General features: G+C 69.5%; 22 protein-coding genes. 6 read left to right on the top strand and 16 right to left on the bottom strand.

Features of this window, described 5'->3' with window-relative positions; all coding sequences use genetic code 11:
- Positions 1–12: 12 nt before the first annotated feature.
- From ACFXHE_RS10955 to ACFXHE_RS10930, 6 genes are all read right to left on the bottom strand, one after another.
- Positions 13–813 carry a biotin--[acetyl-CoA-carboxylase] ligase gene (locus tag ACFXHE_RS10955; RefSeq protein ID WP_379381984.1) on the bottom strand — a complete coding sequence of 267 codons (801 nt, stop codon included), beginning with the start codon at positions 811–813 and terminating at the stop codon, positions 13–15.
- Between the two features lie 87 nt (positions 814–900).
- On the bottom strand, positions 901–1,233 hold the full coding sequence (locus ACFXHE_RS10950; protein ID WP_379381982.1) for a hypothetical protein: 333 nt from the start codon (positions 1,231–1,233) through the stop codon (positions 901–903).
- Positions 1,234–1,488: 255 nt separating this feature from the next.
- Positions 1,489–1,833, bottom strand: coding sequence for a hypothetical protein (locus ACFXHE_RS10945; RefSeq protein ID WP_354830122.1), 345 nt, complete (start codon positions 1,831–1,833; stop codon positions 1,489–1,491).
- Positions 1,833–2,249: a DUF1707 domain-containing protein gene (locus ACFXHE_RS10940; RefSeq protein WP_379381980.1), complete on the bottom strand. Its 417-nt coding sequence runs from the start codon at positions 2,247–2,249 to the stop codon at positions 1,833–1,835. Before ACFXHE_RS10940 ends, ACFXHE_RS10945 begins: the two co-directional genes overlap by 1 nt.
- 90 nt (positions 2,250–2,339) lie before the next feature.
- Complete coding sequence (locus ACFXHE_RS10935) at positions 2,340–4,136, bottom strand: acetyl/propionyl/methylcrotonyl-CoA carboxylase subunit alpha (protein WP_379381978.1); 1,797 nt, start codon at positions 4,134–4,136, stop codon at positions 2,340–2,342.
- A gap of 200 nt (positions 4,137–4,336) precedes the next feature.
- Entirely contained in the window at positions 4,337–5,236 is a 900-nt protein-coding gene (locus ACFXHE_RS10930; protein ID WP_379381976.1) for a sulfurtransferase, read from the bottom strand.
- A gap of 165 nt (positions 5,237–5,401) precedes the next feature.
- Here ACFXHE_RS10930 and ACFXHE_RS10925 point away from each other — a divergent pair, with 165 nt between their 5' ends.
- Positions 5,402–6,205, top strand: a complete 804-nt coding sequence (locus ACFXHE_RS10925) for a helix-turn-helix transcriptional regulator (protein ID WP_379381974.1) — start codon at positions 5,402–5,404, stop codon at positions 6,203–6,205.
- Here ACFXHE_RS10925 and ACFXHE_RS10920 read toward each other — a convergent pair.
- The 6 genes from ACFXHE_RS10920 to ACFXHE_RS10895 all read right to left on the bottom strand — a co-directional run bounded on the left by ACFXHE_RS10920 (position 6,149) and on the right by ACFXHE_RS10895 (position 12,461).
- Positions 6,149–6,790 carry a Maf family protein gene (locus ACFXHE_RS10920; RefSeq protein WP_379381972.1) on the bottom strand — a complete coding sequence of 214 codons (642 nt, stop codon included), beginning with the start codon at positions 6,788–6,790 and terminating at the stop codon, positions 6,149–6,151. The two genes, ACFXHE_RS10925 and ACFXHE_RS10920, sit on opposite strands and share 57 nt — an antisense overlap.
- A 6-nt stretch (positions 6,791–6,796) precedes the next feature.
- A complete protein-coding gene (locus ACFXHE_RS10915; protein ID WP_379382116.1) occupies positions 6,797–7,114 on the bottom strand; it encodes an acyl-CoA carboxylase subunit epsilon in 318 nt (105 codons plus the stop codon).
- A gap of 214 nt (positions 7,115–7,328) precedes the next feature.
- On the bottom strand, positions 7,329–8,966 hold the full coding sequence (locus ACFXHE_RS10910; protein WP_354830132.1) for an acyl-CoA carboxylase subunit beta: 1,638 nt from the start codon (positions 8,964–8,966) through the stop codon (positions 7,329–7,331).
- Positions 8,967–9,212: 246 nt separating this feature from the next.
- Positions 9,213–10,310: a beta-propeller fold lactonase family protein gene (locus tag ACFXHE_RS10905; protein ID WP_379381970.1), complete on the bottom strand. Its 1,098-nt coding sequence runs from the start codon at positions 10,308–10,310 to the stop codon at positions 9,213–9,215.
- 256 nt (positions 10,311–10,566) lie between these two features.
- A complete protein-coding gene (lat, locus tag ACFXHE_RS10900; RefSeq protein ID WP_379381968.1) occupies positions 10,567–11,907 on the bottom strand; it encodes an L-lysine 6-transaminase in 1,341 nt (446 codons plus the stop codon).
- A 101-nt stretch (positions 11,908–12,008) separates the two neighbouring features.
- On the bottom strand, positions 12,009–12,461 hold the full coding sequence (locus ACFXHE_RS10895) for an Lrp/AsnC family transcriptional regulator (RefSeq protein ID WP_040855781.1): 453 nt from the start codon (positions 12,459–12,461) through the stop codon (positions 12,009–12,011).
- Positions 12,462–12,519: 58 nt separating this feature from the next.
- Between ACFXHE_RS10895 and ACFXHE_RS10890 the strand changes: the two genes are divergently transcribed.
- Positions 12,520–14,049, top strand: a complete 1,530-nt coding sequence (locus tag ACFXHE_RS10890) for an aldehyde dehydrogenase family protein (protein WP_379381966.1) — start codon at positions 12,520–12,522, stop codon at positions 14,047–14,049.
- A gap of 29 nt (positions 14,050–14,078) precedes the next feature.
- Here ACFXHE_RS10890 and ACFXHE_RS10885 read toward each other — a convergent pair whose 3' ends face one another.
- Positions 14,079–14,939, bottom strand: a complete 861-nt coding sequence (locus ACFXHE_RS10885) for an SDR family oxidoreductase (RefSeq protein WP_379381964.1) — start codon at positions 14,937–14,939, stop codon at positions 14,079–14,081.
- A complete protein-coding gene (locus tag ACFXHE_RS10880; protein WP_379381962.1) occupies positions 14,936–15,895 on the bottom strand; it encodes a patatin-like phospholipase family protein in 960 nt (319 codons plus the stop codon). The genes ACFXHE_RS10885 and ACFXHE_RS10880 overlap by 4 nt, the downstream gene beginning before the upstream one ends.
- A gap of 69 nt (positions 15,896–15,964) precedes the next feature.
- Here ACFXHE_RS10880 and ACFXHE_RS10875 point away from each other — a divergent pair, with 69 nt between their 5' ends.
- Positions 15,965–16,573: a TetR/AcrR family transcriptional regulator gene (locus tag ACFXHE_RS10875; protein WP_379381960.1), complete on the top strand. Its 609-nt coding sequence runs from the start codon at positions 15,965–15,967 to the stop codon at positions 16,571–16,573.
- A 4-nt stretch (positions 16,574–16,577) separates the two neighbouring features.
- On the opposite strand, the gene ACFXHE_RS10870 is transcribed toward ACFXHE_RS10875, so the two are convergent.
- Positions 16,578–17,123: a histidine phosphatase family protein gene (locus tag ACFXHE_RS10870; protein ID WP_379381958.1), complete on the bottom strand. Its 546-nt coding sequence runs from the start codon at positions 17,121–17,123 to the stop codon at positions 16,578–16,580.
- A gap of 109 nt (positions 17,124–17,232) precedes the next feature.
- Between ACFXHE_RS10870 and ACFXHE_RS10865 the strand changes: the two genes are divergently transcribed.
- The 3 genes from ACFXHE_RS10865 to ACFXHE_RS10855 all read left to right on the top strand — a co-directional run bounded on the left by ACFXHE_RS10865 (position 17,233) and on the right by ACFXHE_RS10855 (position 23,599).
- Positions 17,233–22,080 carry an ATP-dependent helicase gene (locus ACFXHE_RS10865; RefSeq protein WP_379381956.1) on the top strand — a complete coding sequence of 1,616 codons (4,848 nt, stop codon included), beginning with the start codon at positions 17,233–17,235 and terminating at the stop codon, positions 22,078–22,080.
- A gap of 6 nt (positions 22,081–22,086) precedes the next feature.
- Complete coding sequence (locus ACFXHE_RS10860) at positions 22,087–22,854, top strand: DNA-formamidopyrimidine glycosylase family protein (RefSeq protein ID WP_379381954.1); 768 nt, start codon at positions 22,087–22,089, stop codon at positions 22,852–22,854.
- A gap of 106 nt (positions 22,855–22,960) precedes the next feature.
- Positions 22,961–23,599: an NADPH-dependent F420 reductase gene (locus ACFXHE_RS10855; RefSeq protein WP_379381953.1), complete on the top strand. Its 639-nt coding sequence runs from the start codon at positions 22,961–22,963 to the stop codon at positions 23,597–23,599.
- On the opposite strand, the gene glpD is transcribed toward ACFXHE_RS10855, so the two are convergent.
- A complete protein-coding gene (glpD, locus tag ACFXHE_RS10850) occupies positions 23,581–25,317 on the bottom strand; it encodes a glycerol-3-phosphate dehydrogenase (protein ID WP_379381951.1) in 1,737 nt (578 codons plus the stop codon). The two genes, ACFXHE_RS10855 and glpD, sit on opposite strands and share 19 nt — an antisense overlap.
- Positions 25,318–25,335 lie beyond the last annotated feature (18 nt).

The following is a 25,335-nucleotide window of genomic DNA, read 5'->3' as shown; positions in this document are numbered from 1 at the left end:
AACGCGTTTCTGTCAGTACTCGGCGCGCAGATGGGTGACGTCGCCCGCCGAGACGGCGCGATCACCGATCAGCAGCCTGCCGTATTCGTCGATGCCCGTGGCAATTCCGGTGAGAACCTCCCCACCGGGCAGCTCCGCGCGTACCTGCGCGCCGAGGGTGGCACACCGTTCGCGATAGGCCGCGGACAGCTCGGCGATATCCCAGCCGGACGCCTCCCAGGCGGTGAAGCGGCGGGCGAACTCGCGCAGCATCGCCTGCACCAGCACCGTACGATCGATCTCGGGAGCCCCGGCCAGCAGCAGGGACGTGGCGTGCGGGACGGGCAGTTCGGCCTCGGTGAGGGACACGTTCAGCCCGACCCCGACCACCACCGCCGGATCCGCACCCGCGGCGGCGATCTCGGCCAGGATCCCGGCCAGCTTGCGGCCGTCCACCAGCACGTCATTGGGCCACTTGAGCACCGCCTTCACTCCGGCCACCGCGCGCACCGCGTCCACCACGGCCACGCCGGTGAGCAGCGGCAGCCAGCCCAGCACGGCGGGGTCGATCCCGCGCACCCGCACCAGCAGCGACATGGCGATCTGCGCCCGCGCGGGGCTCACCCACCGTCGGTCGTGGCGGCCGCGGCCGTGCTCCTGCGACTCGGCGATCAGCACCAGCCGATCGGCACTCGAATCCGCAGCCCGCGCAACCAGATCCGCATTGGTCGACCCGGTCGACTCGACCACCTCGACGGCCGAGAAGAAACCCAGCTCGGGCACCTCGGCAACACTCCGGCCCAGCACGTCAACATCCAGCGGCGACCTGTCCATGCACCGCACGCTACTCCCCCGCCCGCATGCACACGGCAACGACAAGGGGCGGGTCCGGATCGGACCCGCCCCTTCTCGCCCGGCGCGCTACCGCGGCGCGGACACCGCCTGCAACATGCCCGCGAGGGCCTCGAACAGGCCCGTGAGCACATGCTCGGAAATGTCCTCGCGCGCAGGCTCGGCCGCGTCGGACTCGGCGTCGGCGGACACGAGTACCGGGGTACCCGCGCCCGCCACCGGGGTACCCGGGACCGGCATCACCCGACCCGCGCACGGCATCTCCGCGTACGCAGGGGCGGCGGCGTCCCCCGTCGATTCGCCGCCACCCCCGGTACGGCCGTCGCCCGCGAGCGGGGCGGTGCGCCCGCCGCCGCTCGCGCCGTCGTCGTCCGAGGTTTCACTGAATTCCGGATCGGTCACTGTCGGCTCCGGATCACGGATCCGCCACGCGGTGAACGATGCCGCCGCTGCCCGATCTGCTTGGTGTTCACTCCAGCTCCACATAACCGCCTCCCCAGGTCGTCGGTTTCGGATGCGACTCCAGAGTGACCCACGACCGGGGCCGAGCACGACCGGTTTTTCGGATGCGAACGGCATCAAGGCTGGTAGATACGGACTTTCACGACGAAGATCGGTGTCCGGACCGGACAGCGGGACGGGTCCGGCGGCTCGGATTCAGGCGTCGACCGGTTCCAGGCCGAGAGCGCCCGCGGTGAATCGGCGCACGGTCACCAGGCCGTCCGCCAGCGCGGCGTCGTATCCCGCACGGGCCCAGCCGGTCACGGTCGCGGTGCCGTCGGCGTTGGGCCGCACACCGATCTCGGCGACCATCTCCGCGGTGGTGGGGATGCACACCGCCCACGAGAAGTGGGTCTCCTCAGCCCATTCGGCGCTGCGCCGGGCCACATAGCCGGGCTCGGTGATGCCGGCGTCGGCCAGGGCGGGCCGGTCGTCGATGCGCTCGTCCGCACGCAGGGCACGCAGATACCAACTGCCCGCATTGATCTCGATGGGCTCCATCAGTCCTCCGATCCCCGATCCAGTCGCCGCTGCCGCCGGCGCTCCCGCCGCTGCCCCGGATTGCCGCCGCCGTACAGCACCGCGCCCGCCAGCGGGATCAACAGGAACATCCACCACTGGTGGGTCACGAAGAACAGGATCAGCGCGATGATCGGGACGACCGGCATCACCCGATCGCGCCAGTGTGAACCGAACCGCGACTCCCGTTGCGCCGGAACACTTTTCTCCGCCACCGGCTCCGGCAGATCGGTGAACACCCGCTCGAGGTCACCGCGCGTCAGGGCGGCGGCCACGACCCCACTGCGCTCGTCGAACTCCGCGACGCTGAGCCGCCCCGCCGCGAAATGATCGGACAGCCGCTTCATCGCGTCCTCACGCTCGGCGGTGCCAATACGGATCTCGGGTGCTTCAGCCATGCCATGACATTAGCGCGAGTGGCCGCCCACCTGCAGGTGAGCGGCCACTCGGCGACTTGCGTTGCGCTACTTGATGTGAATCGTGTTGCGCTACTTGATCTCGGCCAGGACGGTGCCCTGGGTGATGGCGGCGCCCGCCTCCACCGAGAGGCCCGTGATGACACCGGCCTTGTGGGCGGTGACCGGGTTCTCCATCTTCATGGCCTCGAGCACGACCACCAGGTCGCCCGCCTCGACGGACTGACCCTCTTCGACCGCGACCTTGACGACGGTGCCCTGCATCGGGGCGGTCACGGCGTCACCGGAGGCGGCACCGGCGCCCGCGCCACCGCGCTTGCGCGGCTTCGGCTTCTTGCGCACCGCACCACCCACGCCATTGCCGGAAGCGGCCGTGCCGACCGAGAACTGACCCGGCAGCGACACCTCGAGGCGACGGCCGCCGACCTCGACGACCACCTTCTGGCGCGGCGCCTCTTCCTCGTCCTCGATGGGCTGGGCACCGGCGTAGGGCTCGATGTGGTTGTCCCACTCGTTCTCGATCCACTTGGTGTAGACGTCGAACTTGGTGCCGTCACCGACGAACGCCGGGTTCTCGACAATGTGGCGGTGGAACGGGATGACCGTGGCCAGGCCCTCGATCTGGTACTCGTCGAGCGCGCGGGCGGCACGCTGCAGCGCCTGCTCGCGGTTCTCGCCGGTGACGATCAGCTTGGCGAGCATGGAGTCGAACTGGCCGCCGATGACCGAGCCCTCGACCACACCGGAATCGACACGCACACCGGGGCCCGCGGGCTCCTTGTACACGACGACCGGACCGGGGGCGGGCAGGAAGCCGCGGCCGGCGTCCTCACCGTTGATGCGGAACTCGAAGGAGTGGCCGCGCGGGGTCGGGTCCTCCTTGATGGACAGCTCGTGGCCCTCCGCGATGCGGAACTGCTGGCGCACCAGGTCGATACCCGCGGTCTCCTCGGTGACCGGGTGCTCGACCTGCAGGCGGGTGTTCACCTCGAGGAACGAGACGGTCTCGCCCTGCACCAGGTACTCCACGGTGCCGGCGCCGTAGTAACCGGCCTCCTTGCAGATCCGCTTGGCGGACTCGTGGATCTTGGAGCGCACCTCGTCGGACAGGAACGGCGCGGGGGCCTCCTCGACGAGCTTCTGGAAGCGACGCTGCAGCGAGCAGTCACGGGTGCCGGCGACCACGACATTGCCGTGCTTGTCGGCAATGACCTGCGCCTCGACGTGGCGCGCCTTGTCCAGGTACTGCTCCACGAAGCATTCGCCGCGACCGAAGGCGGCGATGGCCTCACGGGTGGCGGACTCGAACAGCTCGGGGATCTCCTCGATGGTGTGCGCGACCTTCATGCCGCGACCGCCACCACCGAAGGCGGCCTTGATGGCCACCGGAACGCCGAACTCCTTGGCGAACGCCACGACCTCGTCGGCGTTCTTGACCGGGTCCTTGGTGCCCGCGGCCATCGGCGCGTTGGCGCGCTCGGCGATGTGGCGGGCGGTGACCTTGTCACCCAGGTCGCGGATCGACTGCGGCGAGGGGCCGATCCAGATCAGCCCGGCGTCGATCACGGCCTGCGCGAAATCGGCGTTCTCGGAGAGGAAGCCGTAGCCGGGGTGGATGGCGTCCGCGCCGGCCTTGGCGGCGGCGTCGAGGATCTTGTCGAACACCAGGTACGACTCGGCCGAGGTCTGGCCGCCCAGGGCGAAGGCCTCGTCGGCGAGCTTGACGAACGGCGCATCGGCGTCCGGTTCGGCGTATACGGCCACACTGGCGATACCGGCGTCCTTGGCGGCCCGGATCACGCGCACGGCGATCTCGCCTCGGTTGGCTACGAGGACCTTTGTGATCTGCGCGTTGGCATGGTTGGGCACTGAGCCTCCTGTGCTCTGGATACTTTCGTCTGTCGGCAGTGTAGGCATCGTGCCAACAATCACCGAACCGAGGATAGGGCTACCGAAGAGTAGGCCCGAAGAGTGAGCAATGCGACTCTTCGAACGGTCTTTTTTAGAACCTGTTCTACCAGACCCTCCCGCGACCTTCCCCTGTGCATACCCCGGGAGGGGCGCGGGCGTTACGAGCTTGCCACGACCGTGGGCGGCTCGCCGGGTTCTCCGCCGATCACGATGGGCGCGCCGACCGCATTGGCCCACTCGGTCCAGGAGCCGTCGTAGTTGCGCACACCGGGCACGCCCAGCAGATACGTCAGCACGAACCAGGTCAGCGCGGACCGTTCGCCGACCCGCGAGTAGACCAGCGGCGCGACGCCGGTGACCACCGCGCCGTAGATGACATCGAGCTCGGCCCGCGGCCGGAACCGGGCGTCCGCGCCGACCGAGGAGGCCCACGGAATATTGACCGCGGTGGGAATGTGGCCCGCGCGCAGCGCCTGTTCCTCGGGGCGATCGAGAACGACCAGCTCCCCGGTGTACTCGTCGAACCCGCGCGCATCGATGAGCGGGCCGCCGAAGTGCGCGAGCACGTCCTGACGGAAGGCGCGGGCGGACTTGTCGTCACGGTCGGCCACCGGATAGTCGCCCAGCCCGGCCGCGGGCACCTCGAAGGTGGTGTCGCGGGCCTCGGAGATCCAGGCGTCGCGGCCGCCGTCCAGCAGGCGCACGTCCTCATGTCCGAAGAGGGAGAACACCCACAGGGTGGCGGCCGCGGTGCCATTGGATTTGTCGCCGTAGATGACCACGGTGTCGTCGCGCTCGATGCCCTTGACCCGCATCAGGTCGGCGAAGGCCACGCCGTCGACGACGTCACGGGTGCGGGGATCGATCAGCTCGGTGCGCCAGTCGATCTTGATGGCGCCGGGCACATGCCCGATGTCGTATAGCAATATGTCTTCGTTGGACTCGATGATCTTGAGTCCCGGCGTGCCGATGTTTGCCGATAGCCACTCTGTGGTTACTAGTCGGTGAGGATGTGCGTAGGAGCCGAACGAGTGATGCGGATCCGGAGCGACGGGCACGTTGTGGTCCTTCACGCGTGGTGGGTTAGGTATTGGCGATTCGAATCTCGACACCGATCGTAGGCATGTGGCGGTTACGTAACTCGTTTCAGATCACGAATCGGATGATTGAGCGAATTAAGCGCAGCTTCATCCGATAAAGTCTCTCGAGAGGAGGGGTGAGCTATGTCCGATTCTTGGCCGCGACGGCGACTGCTTGCGATCCTACGTGGCGCCAGCGAGCCTCTCGACGCCCAGGAACTGGCGCGCGTCACCGGACAACATGTGACAACGGTGCGTTTTCATTTGGACGTCCTAACCCGGGAATCGCTGGTCCGCCAATTTCAGCAGCCGCCGCGCGGCCGCGGTCGCCCGCGCATCGGCTATACCGCTGTACAGCGATCGGTGGGTTATCAGGAATTGGCGCAGGTGCTCGCCGATCAGCTGGGCAGCGATCCGCGCCGCCGCTCCGAGGCCGCCATCGCGGCCGGGCGCGCCTGGGGCTCGAAACTGGAAGCGGCGGACCAGCCCGTCGAAACGCTGGAAGACGCCAAGGACCTCACGGTCACGCTGATGTCGGAGCTCGGCTTCGCCCCCGAACGCGACCAGGCCGGCGAGACCGAAGAGTCGGCCCTGATCCGCATGACCGCCTGCCCGCTACGCGAACTGGCCCGCACCCACTCCGAGGTGGTGTGCGGCGCGCACCTGGGACTCATGCGAGAAGTACTGGACCGCAACGGCGGCCGCGAGAGCGTGACCGTGCGCCTACACCCGTTCGTGGAACCCGAACTGTGTGTCGCCCGTCTGGAACTATTGCAGGGGCGCCCCGGCGAGGCCGGGCGCGAGGAGGGTCAGGCCGAGTCCGGCGAGCCTCGACTAGCGCCCTCGACCGGCCGTATCGCACCGCAACTGCGGACCGCCACCGAACCGCAGCTACGCGCGGCCACCGACCCACAGCTGCGCAATACCGACGCCTACTTCGGCCAGTAGCCGGCGCACGAGCGGCAGGCCGATACCGATCACACTCGACGGATCACCGTCGATCTTGTCCACGAACCAGCCGCCCAGGCCGTCCAGGGTGAAGGATCCGGCCACCTGCAGCGGCTCCCCCGTCGCGATGTACGCGTCGAGTTCATCGGGTTCGGGCTTGGCGAAATGCACCGTGGTGGAACTACAGTCGGCCGCCTCGGCGGTGACCTCACCGGCACACAGCCGCAGCACACAGTGCCCGGTGAGCAGATCGGCGCTCCGCCCGGCCATCTCGGCCCAGCGCGCGCGGGCGACCTCGGGGGTCAGGGGTTTGCCCTGGAGTACGCCGTCCACGAGCAGCATCGAATCGCAGCCCACCACAACGGAATCGGCGAAGGCGGGATCGGCCGCCAGCTGACCGGCGATCTCACGCGCCTTGGCGCGGGCCAGCTCGATGACGACACGATCGGGTGCGGTATCCGCGGGCAGCGCTGCGGCCACCGCGTCCTCGTCCACATGGGACACCCGGACGACCGGCTCGACGCCCGCATTGCGCAGGACGCCGAGCCGGGCCGGAGATTGAGACGCTAGTACGAAGACGGTCACAGTCCGTCAGTCGCGCAGGTGCGACAGCGCCGGAAAAGCGTAGGGCGAGAAGGGCGAAGAGCCGCGGTGCATCAGGGTCGGCACACCCCAGTTGTCGGCCGGGCCGGTCTCGGCCGGGGCGGCCGCGGCGCGCGCGGACGCGGCGGCGAACACGGTGAGCAGGGCGGCGAGCTCGAGGTCGGTCGGGTTGCCCTTCAGGACCCGGATGACCGGGTCGGTGCTCGACGGTGCGACCTCGGTGACGGCCGTGTCGACGGCGTCCGCCAGTTCATCGACGGTTGCTAGATCCAGTTCGGCGGCGCGCAGCACTTCTTCATCGGCCATGGTCGTCACAGCGCCAGTCCTCCTGTCCGTTCGCCGCAGGGTGTGCGGCGCATTCGTGGCCCGTGTTTGTCCGGGCCGCAAACGGTATTCGATACAACCCTCGACGGCGAGGGCCATTCCTGAACATCTTCGCTCGGATGAGGCGATCGTGCGCGGTACGAGACCTTTGTCCCATTCGACAGTGTGCGCCCCACACACCGCGCATATCGCATTATCAGAGCGGAATGTTGCCGTGCTTCTTCGGCGGCAGGGACACCATCTTGCGTTCCAGCAGCCGCAGCGCCGACACGATCTGGCCGCGGGTGTGCGAGGGCGGGATGACCGCGTCGACGTAGCCGCGCTCGGCCGCCACGTACGGGTTCACCAGGGTGTCCTCGTACTCGTTCTGCAGCTCCAGGCGCAGCGCGTCGACGTCGTTGCCCTCGGCGGCCGCCGTCTGCAGCTGCTTGCGGTAGACGAAACCGACGGCGCCCGAGGCACCCATGACGGCGATCTGCGCGGTCGGCCACGCCAGGTTCACGTCGGCGCCCATGTGCTTGGAACCCATGACGTCGTAGGCGCCGCCGTAGGCCTTGCGGGTGATAATTGTGATCTTGCCCACAGTGGCCTCACCGTAGGCGTAGAGCAGCTTGGCGCCGCGCCGGATGATGCCGTTGTACTCCTGGCCGGTGCCGGGCAGGAAGCCGGGCACGTCGACCAGGGTGATGATCGGGACGTTGAAGGCGTCGCAGGTGCGCACGAAGCGCGCGGCCTTCTCCGAGGCGTCGATGTCGAGGCAGCCCGCGAACTGGGAGGGCTGGTTGGCGACGAAACCGACACTGCGGCCGTCGATCCGGGCGAAGCCGACGATCACGTTCATCGCACGCTCGGCCTGGACCTCGAGGAACTCCTCGTCGTCCACCAGGCGCTTGATGACCTCGTGCATGTCGTAGGGCTGGTTCGGCGAGTCCGGGACGATGGTGTCCAGCTCGAGGTCGGCCTCGGTGAGGTTCTCCTCGATGGCGCCCGCGGCGGCGGTGGCCGGGAAGCGCGGGGCCTCGGCGCGGTTGTTGCTGGGCAGGTAGCTCAGCAGGTCGCGGACGTAGTCCAGGGCGTCCTGCTCGCCGGAGGCGACGTAGTGCGCCACACCGGACTTCACCATGTGGGTGTGGGCGCCGCCCAGCTCCTCCATGGTGACCTCTTCACCGGTGACGGTCTTGATGACGTCGGGACCGGTGACGAACATCTGCGAGGTCTGGTCGACCATGACCACGAAGTCGGTCAGCGCGGGCGAGTAGACGTGACCGCCGGCGGCCGGGCCCATGATCAGCGAGATCTGCGGGATGACACCCGAGGCCTGGATGTTGCGGTGGAAGATCTCACCGTAGAGACCCAGGGAGACGACGCCTTCCTGGATGCGCGCGCCGGCGCCCTCGTTGATGCCGATCAGCGGGCGGCCGGTCTTGAGCGCCAGGTCCATGACCTTGACGATCTTCTCGCCGTAGACCTCACCGAGGGAACCGCCGAAGACGGTGACGTCCTGGGAGAAGATGCAGACGTCGCGGCCGTCGATGGTGCCGTAGCCGGTGACCACGCCGTCGCCCAGCGGACGCTGGTTCTCCAGGCCGAAGTTCACGCTGCGGTGGCGGGCCAGGGCGTCGAGTTCGACGAACGAGCCTTCGTCCAGCAGGGCGAGGATGCGCTCGCGCGCGGTCATCTTGCCCTTGGCGTGGACCTTGTCGACCGCGGCCTCACCCATCGGGTGCTTGGCCTCTTCCAGCCGATTGCGCAGGTCAGCCAGCTTGCCGGCGGTGGTGTGGATATCAGGGGCGCCCGCCGACCCCGGCGAAGGCTGCTGCTGGACACTCGTCATGACGGGGAGTGTAACCAGTACCAGACCCCCTTCGTAATCCAGACGGGGCTACTCGCGAGTACGGTTATTGACTACCCGCCAGTAGAAAGCCGCAGGTAGAGCGCGCGATTCGATCACCGCACCGGCGCGACTCGAACGCTGTTCAATAGCAAATTCCCCCAGTCATCCCGGCCCGGTTTTGGCCGGGTCCACACACCGCGGGCCGGCGGGATTCCGGCCCGCGCGCGCCCCGGAAAGCCGAGGGGCTCAACGCATGACGCCGGTGTGGCCGGTCGAGTATCTGCCCGGCTGGGGCCAGATGGTGAGACCATGCGGGCCGCGGCCGACCGGGATGCGCGCGAGCAGCTTCCACTCGACGATGTCGATGGCGTAGACCTCGCTGTTGTTGCGGCCCGAGACCCAGAAGACGCGGCCGTCGGCGGAGAGATTTCCCATATCCGGGCTGCCGCCGCCGGGGATCCGCCACTTGCTCGTCAGCTGTCCGGTCGCGAAGTCCAGGAGCGAGATGCTGCCCTCCTTGCGATTGGTGATGAGCATCTGCTTGGAGTCGCGGGTGACGTAGAGACCGTGGGTGCCCGCGCCGGTTGCGATGAAGCCGGTGTTGTCGAAGGTCTTGGCATCGAAGACGTAGATGCCGTTGGCCATCATGTCGGCCACGTAGAAGGTGCGGCCGTCGGGTGCGAGCTTGACGTCCTGCGGCATGCCGGAGCGGCCGCCGGGCAGGTCGATCATGCGCAGCAGGCGCAGGCCCGCGATGTCGACCACGGCCAGGCGCCCGCCGAATTCGCAGCTGACCAGGGCGGTGCGGCCGTCGGCGGTGAAGTCCATGTGGTTGACGCCCGGGCAGTCGGGAACCGCGATGTCGTGCAGCTTCTCCCAGCTGTGCGGGTCGTAGAAGTCCAGGGAGCGGTCGGCCTCGGCGACGACGAGGGCGTACTTGCCGTCCGGGGTGAAGTACATGTTGTACGGATCGCGGACCGGGATGGGGTCGCCCGCCTCGCCGGTGCGGGGGTCGATGGGCAGCAGACTGCCGCTGCCGATGGGGAGATCGTTGTTGGCGTAGAGCATCTGCATGTCGTAGGAGGGGACGACGTGCTGTGGTTCGCGGCCACCGGCCGGAAAGGTGTCGATGACCTCGAAGGTGTCCGGGTCGATGACGGTGATCGTGTTGGATTCGCTGTTGGGGACGTAGACGCGGGTGGGCTGATCGGCCACGGCGGGACTGAGTTCGCGCGTGGCCGCGTAGACGTCGACGGGCGAGAGTGGCGGCGGCATGCCGGGTAGCAGGTCCGGCGCCACCGCCGCACCGGGCGGGGTGGCCGGGGGCGCGGAAGGGCGCGGCACTGTGACCGCTCCACCACTCGAGCAACCGGCCAGCATTGCGATGGAGATGACCAGACCCAGACGTGCACGGCGCGCGATCACAGGGTGCACCGTGCCATGGCGGCATTGCGGTGAGCTGACATGTCGTCGAATAGTAGGCGGCGACATGGAGGTTCGCGGCGCGATCACGGAGTGTCGCTCCGCGCCACGCGCTTCGGGCAAAAGCGACTATTCAGCAAACGCGGGCAACTCGGACCCAACCGGTCGGGGTTGCGGCTCAGGCCAATACGCGTCCGAGGGCGTCCACGGCCTCATCCAGCTCCGCCTCGGTTACCGTCAGCGGCGGCCGGAAACGAATGCCACGCTCGCCGGTGCCGAGGATCAGGACGTGCTCCTGCTCGCGCAGCCGCTTCACCACCTCGCTACGCAGCTCCGGGGTCGCCAGGGTGATGGCGCACATCAGGCCGCGGCCGCGCGGATCGGTGACTTCCGCATGGGCCGTGGACAATTCGGTCAGCCGGGTGAGCAGGTACGGGCCCAGCTCCCGAGCTCGGCCCACCAGATCCTCGTGCTCCATCACCTCGAAAACCCGCCGGGCCCTGACCATGTCGGCCAGATTGCCGCCCCAGGTGGAGTTCAGGCGCGAGCTGACATGGAAGACGTTGTCGGGCACCTCGTCCACCCGGCCGCCCGCCATGATGCCGCAGACCTGGGTCTTCTTGCCGAAGGCCACGACATCCGGTTCGAGGCCGAGCTGCTGGTAGGCCCACACGCTGCCGGTCATGCCGACACCGGTCTGCACCTCGTCGAGGATGAACAGCGCGTCGTGCTCGTGGCACAGCTGCTGCATCGCACGCAGGAACTCCGGGCGCAGATGCCGGTCGCCGCCCTCTCCCTGAATCGGCTCGGCAATGAAACACGCTATGTCGTAGGGGTTTTCGGCGAAGGCGCGGCGCGCCTGGTCAAGCGCGTGCCGCTCGGCGGCCTCGATGTCGGGATGATCGGGTCCGACATACGGGGTGTCGATGCGGGGCCAGTCGAACTTGGGGAAGCGCGCGGTCTTGACCGGGTCGGTGTTGGTGAGCGAGAGCGTGTAGCCGGTGCGGCCGTGGAAGGCTCCGGTCAGGTGCAGCACCTTGGTGCCGAGTTCGCCTGGGCGTCCATGTATTTCGTTGTGGCGCGACTTCCAGTCGAAGGCGGTCTTGAGGGCGTTCTCGACAGCGAGGCCGCCGCCGTCGATGAAGAACAGGTGCGGCAGTCGCGGATCACCGAGCACGCGCACGAAAGTGTCCACGAAGCGCGCCATTTCGACGGTGTAGACGTCGGAGTTGCTGGGCTTGTTGAGCGCGGCCGCGCTGAGGCCGGCCAGAAAGGGCTTGTCACCCAGCATGGCCGGGTGGTTCATGCCCAGCGTCGAGGACGCGAAGAAACCGAACATGTCGAGGTACGCGGTGCCGTCGCGGGCGTCCACGAGCCGGCGGCCCCTGGACTCGCGCAGGTCCAGTACCAGGTCGAAGCCGTCGGCGAGAATGCTCCCGGCGAGGATCTCATGCACCCGGGCGGGGGTGACAAGGGTGGTTTCGGCGGCCGCCCCGAGCCGATCGAGTTCGAGGGTCACGCCACCCAGCGTAAATGAACTTTTACGGCTATGCCCGCAAGTTCCGGAATAATTACGCCCGTGACCGGCGCGAAACCTGAATGTCTGCGGCCGCCGCGGCCTTACTTGTCATAGAATGTCTGCAAAATGATGGTGCTTCTCGTCCGGACGTTGGCCGTCGCTCGGATCTCCTGCAGCAGCTGCTCCAAGTGCCTGGGCGAGGCCACCCGCACCATGAGCATGTAGCTCTCATCGCCGGCGACCGAGTGACACGCTTCGATACCCGGAATGTGCTGAAGCAGTGCGGGTGCGTCATCAGGTTGAGACGGGTCGAGAGGAGTTATCGCGACGAAAGCCGACAGCATCTGGCCCAGCGCCTCGGGATCGACATTCGCCGTGTAGCCGCGAATCACGCCCCGCGCCTCGAGCCGCCGCACCCGCGACTGCACCGCGGACACCGAAAGGTTGGCCTTCTCCGCCAGATTGGACAGGGTGGCGCGACCATCGGCAATCAGCTCACGGATCAGCAGTCGATCGATGTCGTCGAGTACAAGTTTCGCCGGTGTATCCGCCATCAGCGAAGGCTAACGCAGCGAACCGAACTCGGTGCCGGAACCCAACCTGGAGCACGTAATGAGTCACGCACTGTCAGACGGGGCGACCCGTGAGCTCCGTGAGCAGACGGAGAAGTTGCTGCAACGCCTCGGTGTCGAAACGCCCCGACCGGGTGAACTCTCGGCCCGCACCCCGATCACCGGCGACGAGCTGATCACCCTGCGCGCGAGCGATTCCGCGGCGGTCGACGCCGCCATCGCCCGCGCCGAGACCGCCTTCCGGAGCTGGCGCACGGTACCGGCGCCGCAGCGGGCCGCGGTGGTGCGGCGGCTGGCGGCGCTGCTCACCGTGCACCGGGACGAGCTGGGCGAACTGGTCACCGTGGAGGCGGGCAAGATCGGCGCGGAGGCGCGCGGCGAGGTCCAGGAGATGATCGATATCTGCGAGTTCGCCATCGGGCTGTCGCGCCAGCTGTACGGGCGGACCATGCCGTCGGAGCGGCCCGGGCACCGGCTCATGGAGACGTGGCATCCGCTCGGGGTGGTCGGGGTCATCTCGGCGTTCAACTTCCCGGTCGCGGTGTGGGCCTGGAATACCGCGGTCGCGCTGGTGTGCGGGGACACCGTGGTGTGGAAGCCGTCGGAGGCGACGCCGCTGACCGCACTGGCCTGTCACACCCTGCTGCGCCGGGCGGCGCGGGAGGTGGGCGTGGATCCCGAAGTGCACCAGCTGATCCAGGGCCCGGCGGCGATCGGCGAGCAGCTCGTGGACGATCCGCGGGTGGCGCTGGTGAGCGCGACGGGGTCGGTGCGGATGGGGCAGCAGGTCGCGCCGCGGGTGGCGGCGCGGTTCGGTCGCTGCCTGCTGGAGCTGGGCGGCAACAACGCGGCGATCGTCACCCCCTCGGCGGATCTCGACCTGGCCACGCGGGGAATCGTTTTCGCGGCGGCGGGCACCGCGGGCCAGCGGTGCACGACGCTGCGACGGCTGATCGTGCACGTGGATGTGGCCGGGCCGCTGCTGGATCGGATCTCGGCGGCGTATCGCCAACTGCGGGTGGGTAACCCGCTCGAGGAGGGCGTTCTCGTCGGGCCGCTCATCACCGAGCGGGCCTACGACGGCATGCGGGCGGCGCTGGAGCGCGCGCTGGCCGACGGCGGTGAATTGATCTGCGGTGGTGAGCGTATCGAGGGGCCGGGCGCGAACGCCTTCTACGTCCGGCCGGCCCTGGTGCGCATGCCCGCGCAGACCGAGGTGGTCCGGGAGGAGACCTTCGCGCCGATCCTGTACGCACTCACCTACCACCGCCTGGACACCGCCATCGAGCTGCACAACGGTGTGCCGCAGGGACTTTCGTCGTCGATCTTCACCCGGGACCAGCGCGAGGCGGAACGGTTCCTGGCCGCCGACGGGTCGGACTGCGGCATCGCCAATGTCAATATCGGCACCTCGGGGGCCGAGATCGGCGGCGCGTTCGGCGGCGAGAAGCAGACGGGCGGTGGCCGGGAGTCCGGGTCGGACTCCTGGAAGGCGTACATGCGCCGGGCCACCAACACCGTCAACTACTCTGCCGAATTACCGCTGGCGCAAGGCATTCGGTTCGAATAAGCACCTCTCGGCCTGCCCACCGGACCCGCCTATGCCTCGGGCCGGTCTTGCTCGGCGGCGATCGCGCGCACCTGTTCCTCGTATCGGGCGCGCGCCTGCTCGTCGGCCGGGTGCAGCGCCCGGTCACCGTTGAAGAGCCTGCGCACCAGGCGGACCGCGGGCTCGGGCGCGGCGGCCAGCGCGACGTCGATGGGGCCCAGGTAGTTCGGGACGGCGACCTCGGCACGGCGGGTGCGCACGGTCCCGAGCACGGCCTCGGCCACGTCCTCCGGGTCGACGGTCGGCATGCCACCGCCCAGCGCCAGGCCCGAGGACAGGCGGGTGCGCACGGCCGACGGCATGACGCAGCTGACGCTGACGCCGTGCGGCGCGAACTCCAGACGCGTGGCGGCCGACAGGCCCACGGCGGCGAACTTGCTGGCGTTGTAGACGGCCAGGCCCGGGACCGGGATCTTGCCGGCCAGCGAGGCGACGTTCACCACGTGGCCGTGACCGCGCTCGATCATCCCGGGGACGACCGCGCGCATGCCGTGGATGAGGCCCCAGACATTGACGTCCATGGTGGTGTGGCCCACCGCATCCGGTTCGTCGAGGAAGGCGCCCGCGGGCATCACGCCCGCATTGTTGACCAGGATGTCGACCGGACCGAAGTCGGCGACCACCTTGTCCCACTGGGTCCGGTCGCGCACGTCGAGCTCGAAAGCCCTGGCGTCCAGGGCGACCGCGGCCGTCTGCGCGGCGGCGGTGTCCACATCGGCGATGGCGACCTGCGCCCCCTTGCTCGCGAACAGCTCGGCGGTGCACTGGCCGATGCCGCGGCCCGCGCCGGTGATCAGGACCCGGGCGCCGGTCAATTCGATGGCGGGATAGCCGTTTCCGAAGATGCTCATCTGAACTCTCCCTGTTCGACCTGGCGGCGGGTGCTGCCCAGGCTGTGTTCGAAGGTGTCGAGACGGCGGCGGCCGTCCATGAAGTTGGGACCCATGACCGTGAGATCCCCGGCCGTGGCGTCGATGCGCAGCACCCGCACGCCACTGGCGCGGAGCAGGGCGATCTCGGCATCGAGCTTCTCGCTCATACGGTTTCGCAGCTGGCGCTCCAGGAAGTGGCCGGGGCCGGTCACCGGCAGGCGGCCGGTGGAGGCCATCGGGGCGATCACCACGACCTCGTCGAGGCCGGCCGGGATGAGCAGGTCGGCGGACGCGGTGGAGGCCGCGCCGCCGTCGATGAACCGGCGGCCCGCGATCGGGACGGCCGGGAACCAGCCGGGCACCGCCCACGAAGCGCGCAGGGCCGCACCGAGATTCGCGTCCGGTGCGGACGGGGAGCCGAAGGCCACCCGCTCGCCGCTGGCATTGTCCATGGCCACCAGCCAGGTCGCCGGGTGCTGGACCCAGTCCCGGCCGGGGTTCAGCCGCTCGGCCAGTCGCTGGAGCCAGGCCGGGTCGCCGCCCCCCTGCGGCAGCAACCCACTGCCCGCGGTGAGCAGGGCGTGACCGCTTCCGGGCCGGGCCAGCAGTTCCCGGACCGCGCGGCCGGGCGCGCCCAGGCGCGGGCGCGGCAGCGGCGGGAATCGTCCGGGCTCCGAGCGCATGTGGCCGGTGAGGATCGGGTTGGTGGCGGTGCCGCGCTGCATGGCGACCAGGTCGTCGACCCCGATGCCGCTGCCCAGCATGGTCAGCGCCTCCGCGCCCGCGGAGGTGCCGATCATGACGTCGGCGGTGCGCGGGTCCCAGTCGAGCACGTCCTGTACCGCGGCCAGCGCGGCGACGATCCAGGCCATGCCGACCGTGCCGCCGCACCCGATGGCCAGGCCACGTCGCTGTGACCCGTTCCTGTTACTCATGGTTTCGCAGACTAGCAGTTTTCACATACCGTCGGTATCCCAAATCCTGGAGTACATAGAATCGTGGCCATGGCACGACTGACCAGGACCGAGAGCCAGGCGCGCACCCGCGCGGACCTGCTCGCCACCGCGCGCGAGATGTTCCTGACGGACGGGTATGCCAAGACCAGCCTGGAACGGGTCGCCGAGGAGGCCGGGTACTCCAAGGGCGCGGTCTACTCGAACTTCCGGACCAAATCCGCGCTCTGCCTCGAAGTGCTGGCGCTCATTCACGAAACCAAGTTCACAGAGCTGAGCGACCTGCTCGCCGGCGAGGACGACCTGGAGGCGCGGATGGAGCGCTTCCAGGGCTGGGCCGAGCGCACACTCGGCGATGTCGGCTGGACCCTGCTGGAATTCGAGTTCGCCATCGTGGCCCGCGACGACCCGGATCTGCAGGCCGCGCTGGTCTCCAGCCTGAGCATGATGCGCGGCGCGGTCGCGGTTCAGCTGCAGGCGCTGGCCGACTCCATGCACCTGACCCTGCCCATGTCGGCCGAGGACGCCGCGACCACGCTGCTGAGTCTCGGCCTGGGCCTTGGCATTCAACGCGCCGTGGACCCCGGGATCTCGGCCCGCCTGATCACCGACGCCGTGCGGGCCATGCTGGCCGCCGCGCAGCGCACTCCGCAGAGCTAGCTGGTCACGAGCGGAAGTGGAGCGTCCATTCGCCCCGATAGTGCAGCCGGGTGACGGTGACGGGCGGAACATCGATGCGCCAGAAGGACTTTGCGGGCGCGTCGAGGGTGACCAGCAGCGCGGCGCGGATCACCGCGGGATGTGTGATGGCAATGGTGGGTTCGCCGTCGAGGGCGATATCGGCGAGCCATTCGCCGGTGCGCTCGATGACGTCGACCACCGCCTCGCCGCCGTGACCGCGGAAGCCCGGGTCGGTGAGCCAGAGATAGAGGTCTTCCTTGGGCACGGACATGAGTTCGCCACCGCGCCAGGCCCCGGCGTCGAGATCGCGTAGTCGATCGTCCTCGTCGCCCGTGAGTCCCATGAGGGTGGCGGTTTCGATGGTGCGGCGCTCGGGGGCGGTGATCACCCGGGCGGCGGACAGGCGGCCGCAGGCGGAGACCGCGCGGCGGCCCGCTTCCGTGAGGGGTTCATCGACCGGGAATCGTGCTCTGCGCATCGCCTCGGTCATACCGTGACTGACCAGGTCGAGTCGGAGCACCTTCTGCACGGTCCGAAGCCTACGCGCGGGATTTGGAGGCGTATCGCGATGCCGCGTATGACGGGGTTGCCCCGACAGGTTGGCGGAGTCTGTCGGTGCGCGGGTGCAGACTGGGGCAATGCATCGGTTCTCACCCGCTACCAGAGAGTGGTTCGACGGTGCGTTCCCCGCGCCGACGGCCGCGCAACTGGGGGCGTGGGAATCGATCGCGGCGGGGCAGCACACGCTGGTGATCGCGCCCACCGGGTCGGGCAAGACGCTGTCGGCGTTCCTGTGGGCCATCGACCAGCTGGCCACCCGGGAACCGGCCGAGGGGCCGCGCAAGACGTCGGTGCTCTACATCTCTCCGCTCAAGGCGCTGGCCGTGGATGTGGAGCGGAATCTGCGGGCGCCGCTGGTCGGGATCACGCAGACGGCCAAGCGTTTGGATGTGGCCGCACCGGAGATTCGCGTGGGAGTGCGTTCCGGTGACACCAGCGCCGCGGATCGGCGCACCATGCAGCGCACGCCGCCGGACATTCTGATCACCACGCCGGAATCGCTGTTCCTCCTGCTGACCTCTGCGGCGCGGGAGACGCTGAGCGGGGTGCACACGGTGATCGTGGACGAGGTGCACGCCATCGCGGGCTCGAAACGCGGTGCGCACCTGGCGCTTTCACTGGCGCGACTGGACCTGCTCACCGAACGTCCGGCACAGCGGATCGGGCTGTCGGCGACGGTGCGGCCGCCGGATGAGGTGGGCCGGTTTCTGGTCGGGAGCGCGCCCATCACGATTGTCGCACCGCCCGCGCCCAAGACCTTCGACCTGTCGGTGCGGGTGCCGGTGCCCGATATGACCGAACCCGATGCGGGCGCGGAGGATTCGGATCAACCGGGCTCGATCTGGCCGCACGTGGACGAGGCCATCGTGGATCTGGTGCTCGAGCACCGGTCGTCGATCGTGTTCGCGAATTCGCGGCGGCTGTCCGAGCGGCTCACGGCGCGCCTGAACGAGGCGTACGCGGCGCGCATCGGCGAGGCGGTGGACACCGAGCACGCGCCGCCCGCCCAACTGGGCGCGTCCACGGAGGTGATCCACGGCGCCACAACGCTTCTCGCGCGCGCCCATCACGGGTCGGTGAGCAAGGAGCAGCGGGCGCTCATCGAAGACGATCTCAAGAGTGGGCGGCTCCGCTGCGTGGTCGCCACCAGCAGCCTCGAACTCGGCATCGACATGGGTGCGGTCGAGTTGGTGGTGCAGGTGGAGGCGCCGCCGTCGGTGGCCTCCGGGCTGCAGCGGGTGGGCCGGGCCGGGCACCAGGTGGGTGAGATCTCGCGGGGCGTGATCTTCCCCAAACACCGCACCGATGTCATCCACTGCGCGGTGGCGTCCCTGCGCATGACGGCGGGGCAGATCGAGCAACTCCAGGTCCCCGCCCACCCGCTCGACATCCTCGCCCAGCAGACCGTGGCGGCCTGCGCCCTGGAGCCGATCGACGCCGACGCCTGGTTCGACACCGTCCGCGGCACGGGAAGCTATGCGGCGCTGCCCCGTTCGGCCTACGAGTCGGTCCTGGACCTGCTGGCGGGACGCTACCCCTCCGACGAGTTCGCCGAACTCCGGCCGCGCATCGTCTGGGACCGCGACGCGGGCACCCTCACCGGCCGCCCCGGCGCGCAACGGCTGGCGGTGACCTCGGGCGGGGCGATTCCGGACCGCGGCCTGTTCCCGGTCTTCATGGTCGGCGAAAAAGCGTCCCGCGTCGGCGAACTCGACGAGGAGATGGTCTACGAGTCGCGGGTGGGCGATGTCTTCGCCCTGGGTGCGACGAGCTGGCGGATCGAGGAGATCACCTTCGATCGAGTGCTGGTGACACCCGCCTTCGGGCTCCCCGGCCGGCTTCCCTTCTGGCACGGCGATTCCCTGGGCCGCCCGGCCGAATTGGGCGCGGCGCTGGGTGAATTCGTGCGCCTCGCCGGACAGGCCGTCGAACAGCACCGCGCGGCCGGCCGAGGCACGGCCGAGCCCCCGGCGGCCGGACCGAAAGCGACCGGGAAATCCAAGGGACGGGCCCCCGCCGAATTGGCGCAGGCCCTGGCCGAATTCGCCGCGGGTCACGATCCCGAAGCCAAGGCGGCGGACTCTCCGAAATCCGCTGCTTCGAAAACACGCGCCTCGAAAACCGCCGGGCGCAAGTCCACGCCGGAATCCGAACTCGAGCGGGTCTCCCGGACAGCGGGCCTGGACGAGAACGCGACCGGGAATCTGGTGGCGCTGCTCGCCGAACAGCGGGAGGCCACCGGGCAGCTGCCGACCGACAAGACGCTGGTGGTGGAGCGGTTCCGGGACGAGCTGGGCGACTGGCGGGTGGTGTTGCACTCGCCGTACGGGCTGCCCGTGCACGCGCCGTGGGCGCTGGCGGTCGCGGCCCGGCTGCGGGAGCGGTTCGGGGTGGATGCCGCGCCGACCCCGTCGGACGACGGAATCGTGGTGCGCCTGCCGGACACCACCGACGATCCGCCGGGGGCCGAACTGTTCGTCTTCGACACCGACGAGATCGACGATCTGGTGACCGAACAGGTCGGCGGCTCCGCGCTTTTCGCGTCGCGATTCCGGGAGTGCGCGGCGCGGGCGCTGCTGCTGCCGCGCCGGGATCCGGGCAAACGCGCGCCGCTGTGGCAGCAGCGGCAGCGGGCGGCGCAGCTGCTGGACGTGGCGCGCAAGTTCCCCGAGTTCCCGATCCTGCTGGAGACCGTGCGGGAGTGCCTCCAGGACGTCTACGACCTGCCCTCGCTGCGGGACCTGCTGGGCCGGGTGGCGCGGCGGCAGATCCGGCTGGTCGAGGTGGAGACCGCCGCGCCGTCGCCGTTCGCGAATTCCCTGCTGTTCGACTACATCGGGCAGTTCATGTACGAGGGCGACAGCCCGCTGGCGGAGCGGCGGGCGGCGGCGCTGTCGCTCGATTCCAGCCTGCTGGCGGAGCTGCTGGGCCGGGTCGAGCTGCGGGAGTTGCTGGATGCCGGGGTGCTGGAGCAGACCGAGCGGGAATTGCAGCGGCTCCCGCCCGAGCGGCAGGCGCGGGATCTGGAGGGGCTGGCCGATCTGCTGCGGCTGCTGGGCCCGCTGACGGCCGCGGAGGCGGCCGAGCGGTGCGTGGCGGAGCCGCGCGAGTGGTTCGCGGAGCTGGTGAAATCGCGCCGGGCGCTGGAGGTTTCCTTCGCGGGGTCGCAGTGGTGGGTGGCCATCGAGGACGCCTCGCGGCTGCGGGACGCGCTCGGCGTGCCGCTGCCCATCGGGGTCCCGGCGGCCTTCATCGAGCCGGTCGCCGATCCGCTGGGCGATCTGATCGGCCGCTACGCACGCACGCACGGGCCGTTCACCCTGACGCAGGCGGCGCATCGTTTCGGGCTGGGCCCGGCCGTGGCGGCCACCGCGCTGCACCGCCTCGGGCTCGAGAAGCGGGTGGTGGAGGGCGAATTCACGCCCGGTGCGGCGGGCGCGGAGTGGTGTGACAGCGAGGTGCTGCGCCGCCTGCGCCGGCGCTCGCTGGCCGCCGCCCGCAAGGAGGTGGAACCGGTGGCGACCGCCGCGCTGGGCCGCTTCCTGCCGTCCTGGCAGCATGTCGGCTCCGGGGAGCTGCGCGGCGTCGACGGCGTCGCCGCGGTGGTGGAACAGCTTGCGGGCGTGCCGATTCCGGCCTCGGCATGGGAATCGCTCATCCTGCCGCTGCGGGTGCGCGACTACTCCCCCGCCATGCTGGACGAGCTCATGGCCACCGGCGAGGTGATCTGGTCGGGGCACGGGTCGATCACCGCCAAGGACGGCTGGATCGCCCTGCATCCGGCCGAACAGGCGGGACTGACGCTGCCGCCGCCCGATGACATCGATCTCAGCGAGCGGCACATCGGGCTGCTGACGACCCTGGGGGCCACCGTGATCGGCGGCACCGTCGATGCGGCCGCGCGGGTCGCGGAGGCGGAGGGCGAGGAGCCGGTCGGCACCACGCTGCCCAAGGGCGAATACCAGGTGGTCGCGGGCAATTCCGGGGGCGCGTACTTCTTCCGGCAGCTGGTGGACAGTGCCGGTTCCGACGACGAGGCCACCGTGACGACCGCTCTGTGGGATCTCGTGTGGGCCGGGCACATCGGCGGCGACACCTTCGCGCCCGTGCGCGCCCTGCTGGCGGGCACCACCCGCACCACCACCGCGCACCGGACGCCGCGCCGTGCCCCGCGCGGGCGAATGTACCTGCCGCGCACCGGAATGCCTGCCCGCACCGCCTCGCCACAGGTGTCGGGCCGCTGGTCGCTGCTGCCGGAACGGGTGGCCGACACCACGATTCGCGCCCACGCCACCGCCGATGTGCTGCTGGAGCGGTACGGCGTGCTGACTCGCGGCTCGGTGCAGAGCGAAGGCGTGCCGGGCGGGTTCGCACTCATGTACCGGGTGCTCACCGAGTTCGAGGATCGCGGCCGCTGCCGTCGCGGATACTTCGTGGATTCGCTGGGCGGCGCGCAGTTCTCGACCACCGACGTGGTGGACCGCCTGCGCTCCTTCGACACCGATCGCACCCGCACGGCGGGCGACAGCTTCTCACCCGAGCCGGTCGGCATCGCGGTGGCCTTGGCGGCCTGCGATCCGGCGAATCCGTACGGCGCGGCGCTCCCCTGGCCCAAGGCGGCGGCCGAGGGCGCGGGACACCGTCCCGGCCGCAAGGCGGGTGCGCTGGTGGTCCTGGTCGACGGCGAACTCGCGCTGTATCTGGAACGCGGCGGCAAGACCCTGCTCACTTTCACCGAGGACCCGGCGGTGCGCACCGCCGCGGCCACCGCCCTGGCCGCCCTGGTCCACGACCGCCGGGTGGACTCCCTGGTCATCGACCGGGTGAACGGGGAATCGGTGCACGGCAACACCTTCGCAGGCTTCCTCACCGAGGCCGGTTTCGCGACGACCCCGAAGGGCTTCCGGCTACGGAGCCGCCCGTGAGCCCGCATGCCTGAGGGCGATGCGGTCTTTCTCACCGCCAACCGGCTCCGAAAAGCCCTGGCGGGCAAGGTGCTGACCCGCAGCGACTTCCGGGTGCCCAGATACGCGACCCTCGACCTGAGGGGCCGGGAGATCGAGAGCGTCGGGACCTACGGCAAGCACCTGTTCGTCCGCACCACGGACCTGAGTATCCACACCCATCTCGAGATGGAAGGCGCGTGGCGGGTCTATCCGCCCGGACAGCGGTGGACCAGACCGGGTTTCACCGCGCGCCTGATCCTGGCCACCGCGGACGCCGAAGCCGTCGGCTTCTCCCTCGGCCTGGTCGACGTCCTGCGCCGCCCCGACGAACACACCGCGACCGATCATCTCGGCCCCGATCTGCTGGGCCCGGACTGGGATCCCGCCGAGGCGGTCCGCCGCCTGTCCGGCGACCCTGGCCGCCCCATCGGCCTGGCCCTGCTCGATCAGACCAACCTCGCCGGGATCGGCAATATCTACCGCAGCGAGATCTGTTTCCTCCGCCGCGTCCATCCCGCCACCCCGGTAGGCGAGATCGAGGACCTGCCCGCCCTGGTCGACGAGGCCCACCGTGTCCTGGTCAAGGCCGCCCACGAACCACCTTGGCGCGCACAGGCATACGGCCGCCAGCACCGCCCCTGCCCCCGCTGCGGCACGGCCCTGGTCGTCCACCTGCTCGGCGACGACGCGAACGCGACCCGCGCCGAACGCGGCATCTACTTCTGCCCCCGCTGCCAGCCGCCCCACCGCTGACCGCTCTCGGCGGCCGGCCCGTGGCCCGATATTTCACGCGACAGGCACAATTCGTCGCTGCCGAAATGCGTTCCCGGGCCCGGTTTCCGGGCCTAGGGTTGCGGGCATGAAAATCGCAATCCTGGGCACCGGGGCGGTCGGGCGGACCTTGTCGGCGCGGCTGGTGGAACTGGGACATGACGTGGTGATCGGGACCCGGGATGTCCAGGCCACGGAGGCGCGGGAGGAGGAGCCGTTTCCGGCGCCGCTGGCCACGGCGGCAGCGGCGGCGGCCGGGGCGGAATTGATCATCAACGCGACGGCGGGGCAGGCCAGTGTGGCCGCGCTGTCGGGCGCGGGGGCGGCGCAGCTGGCGGGAAAGGTGGTGGTGGACATCTCGAATCCGCTGGACTTCTCGCTGGGATTTCCGCCGTTTCTCGCGATCTGCAACACCGATTCGGTCGGCGAGCAGGTGCAGCGGGCGTTTCCCGAGGCGCGGGTGGTGAAGACGCTCAATACCGTCACCGCCGAGGTGATGGTGCATCCGGAGCGGGTGGCGGGCGGCGACCACACGATCTTCGTCTCGGGCGACGACGCCGAGGCCAAGGAGACCGTGAGCGGCCTGCTGCGCGAGTTCGGCTGGCGCGACATCATCGACCTGGGCGATATCACCACCGCCCGCGGCACCGAGATGATGCTGCCGCTGTGGGTGCGGCTCATGGGCGCACTGGGCACCACGGAGTTCAACTACAAATTGGTGCGCTGAGCGTCCGCCACTTCCCGGCGCGCCTCCGGGGCCACCAGGCGCAGCGCGTCGGCGGAGGCGTCGTCGGGCTGGGTCTGGGAGTCGATCTCGGCCCGGACCCGGGCGTTGTAGATCGCCACCTCCCGCTCGATATCGGCCTCCGACCAGCCCAGCACCGGGGCCACCAGCCGCGCCACCTCGTCGGCGGAATCGACACCGCGGTGGGCGTATTCGATGGAGATGCGGGTGCGCCGGGCCATGATGTCGTCCAGGTGCAGGGCGGCCTCGGCGACGGCCGCGTAGACGGCCTCCACCCGCAGGTAGCCGGGTGAGTCCGTGATCGGTTGCAGCAGATCGGGTTTGCCGTCGGCGAGGCCGAGCACCTCGTCGATGAGGGAGCCGTAGCGGTTGAGCAGGTGCTGGATCCGGTACGGGTGGACGCCGTACTTCTCGGCCAGGTGCGGGGTCTGGTTCATCAGCGCGTGATAGCCGTCCGCGCCCAGCAGTGGCACCTTCTCGGTGATGGTGGGCGGCACCCGCTGCGAAATGTACTGTGCCGCTTCGTCGACCGCGTCGTAGGCCATGACCCGGTAGGTGGTGTACTTGCCGCCGGCGATGGCGACCAGGCCGGGGGCGATGCGGGCCACCGCGTGTTCGCGGGACAGCTTGGAGGTCTGGTCGCTCTCCCCCGCCAGCAGCGGCCGCAGGCCGGCGTAGACGCCGGTGATATCGGCCTGGGTGAGCGGGGTGACCAGCACTTTGTTGACCTGTTCGAGCAGGTAGTCGATGTCGGATTTGGTGGCAGCCGGGTGCGCGAGGTCGAGGTTCCAGTCGGTGTCGGTGGTGCCGATGATCCAGTGGTCGGTGTTCCAGGCGATGACGAAGAGCACGGACTTCTCGGTGCGCAGGATGAGCGAGGTATCGCTGGCGATGCGGTCGCGCGGCACCACGATGTGCACGCCCTTGGACGCGCGCACATGGAATCGGCCGCGTTGCTGTGCGAGCGCCTGGAGTTCGTCGGTCCACACGCCGGTGGCATTGATGACGACATTGCCGCGCACCTCGCTGGTGCGGCCGTCCTCGGTGTCGCGCACCTTGATGCCGACCACCCGGTCCGCCTCTTTGAGGAAGCCGACCACCTGTGTGGAGGTGCGGATGACCGCGCCGTAGTGGGCGGCGGTGCGGGCCACGGTCATGGTGTGGCGGGCGTCGTCGACGACGGTGTCGTAGTAGTTCACCCCGCCGGTGAGGGCGTCGCGCTTCAGGCCGGGGGCCTGCCGCAGCGCGGCCGAGCGGGTCAGATGATGCTGTCCGGGAACGGATTTCGCGCCGCCCATGGTGTCGTAGAGCACCAGGCCGGCGGTCACGTAGGGACGCTCCCAGCCGAGGTGGGTGAGCGGGTAGAGGAATTTCAGCGGCTTCACCAGGTGCGGCGCCAGCGTGGACAGCGCCAGCTCGCGCTCCCTGAGCGCCTCACGGACCAGCCCGAATTCCATCATCTCCAGGTAGCGCAGACCGCCGTGGAACATCTTGGAGGAGCGGCTGGAGGTACCGGAGGCCAGGTCGCGGGCCTCGACCAGGGCGACCTCCAGGCCCCGGGTGGCGGCGTCCAGCGCGATTCCGGCGCCGACCACGCCGCCGCCGATGACGATGACGTCGAAGGTGTCCTTGCCGAGCCGCCCCCAGGCAGCCTCACGCTGCTCGGGGCCGAGGAACTGCGATCGCGATTGATTCGTCATGCGAGACTCCTCCGGGCT

It is taken from the genome of Nocardia sp. NPDC059229, from assembly GCF_042754165.1.
Lineage (GTDB): Bacteria > Actinomycetota > Actinomycetes > Mycobacteriales > Mycobacteriaceae > Nocardia.
The sequence above is the reverse complement of the archived record's forward strand: the minus strand, read 5'-3'. Positions and strand labels throughout refer to the sequence as shown.

Coding starts and splice junctions, on each gene's coding strand:
- ACFXHE_RS10955 (WP_379381984.1), bottom strand. CDS start 813: ATGGACAGGTCGCCGCTGGATGTTGACGTGCTGGGCCGGAGTGTTGCC.
- ACFXHE_RS10945 (WP_354830122.1), bottom strand. CDS start 1,833: ATGGAGCCCATCGAGATCAATGCGGGCAGTTGGTATCTGCGTGCCCTG.
- ACFXHE_RS10940 (WP_379381980.1), bottom strand. CDS start 2,249: ATGGCTGAAGCACCCGAGATCCGTATTGGCACCGCCGAGCGTGAGGAC.
- ACFXHE_RS10925 (WP_379381974.1), top strand. CDS start 5,402: ATGTCCGATTCTTGGCCGCGACGGCGACTGCTTGCGATCCTACGTGGC.
- ACFXHE_RS10915 (WP_379382116.1), bottom strand. CDS start 7,114: ATGGCCGATGAAGAAGTGCTGCGCGCCGCCGAACTGGATCTAGCAACC.
- ACFXHE_RS10910 (WP_354830132.1), bottom strand. CDS start 8,966: ATGACGAGTGTCCAGCAGCAGCCTTCGCCGGGGTCGGCGGGCGCCCCT.
- ACFXHE_RS10895 (WP_040855781.1), bottom strand. CDS start 12,461: ATGGCGGATACACCGGCGAAACTTGTACTCGACGACATCGATCGACTG.
- ACFXHE_RS10890 (WP_379381966.1), top strand. CDS start 12,520: ATGAGTCACGCACTGTCAGACGGGGCGACCCGTGAGCTCCGTGAGCAG.
- ACFXHE_RS10885 (WP_379381964.1), bottom strand. CDS start 14,939: ATGAGCATCTTCGGAAACGGCTATCCCGCCATCGAATTGACCGGCGCC.
- ACFXHE_RS10880 (WP_379381962.1), bottom strand. CDS start 15,895: ATGAGTAACAGGAACGGGTCACAGCGACGTGGCCTGGCCATCGGGTGC.
- ACFXHE_RS10875 (WP_379381960.1), top strand. CDS start 15,965: ATGGCACGACTGACCAGGACCGAGAGCCAGGCGCGCACCCGCGCGGAC.
- ACFXHE_RS10865 (WP_379381956.1), top strand. CDS start 17,233: ATGCATCGGTTCTCACCCGCTACCAGAGAGTGGTTCGACGGTGCGTTC.
- ACFXHE_RS10860 (WP_379381954.1), top strand. CDS start 22,087: ATGCCTGAGGGCGATGCGGTCTTTCTCACCGCCAACCGGCTCCGAAAA.
- ACFXHE_RS10855 (WP_379381953.1), top strand. CDS start 22,961: ATGAAAATCGCAATCCTGGGCACCGGGGCGGTCGGGCGGACCTTGTCG.
- glpD (WP_379381951.1), bottom strand. CDS start 25,317: ATGACGAATCAATCGCGATCGCAGTTCCTCGGCCCCGAGCAGCGTGAG.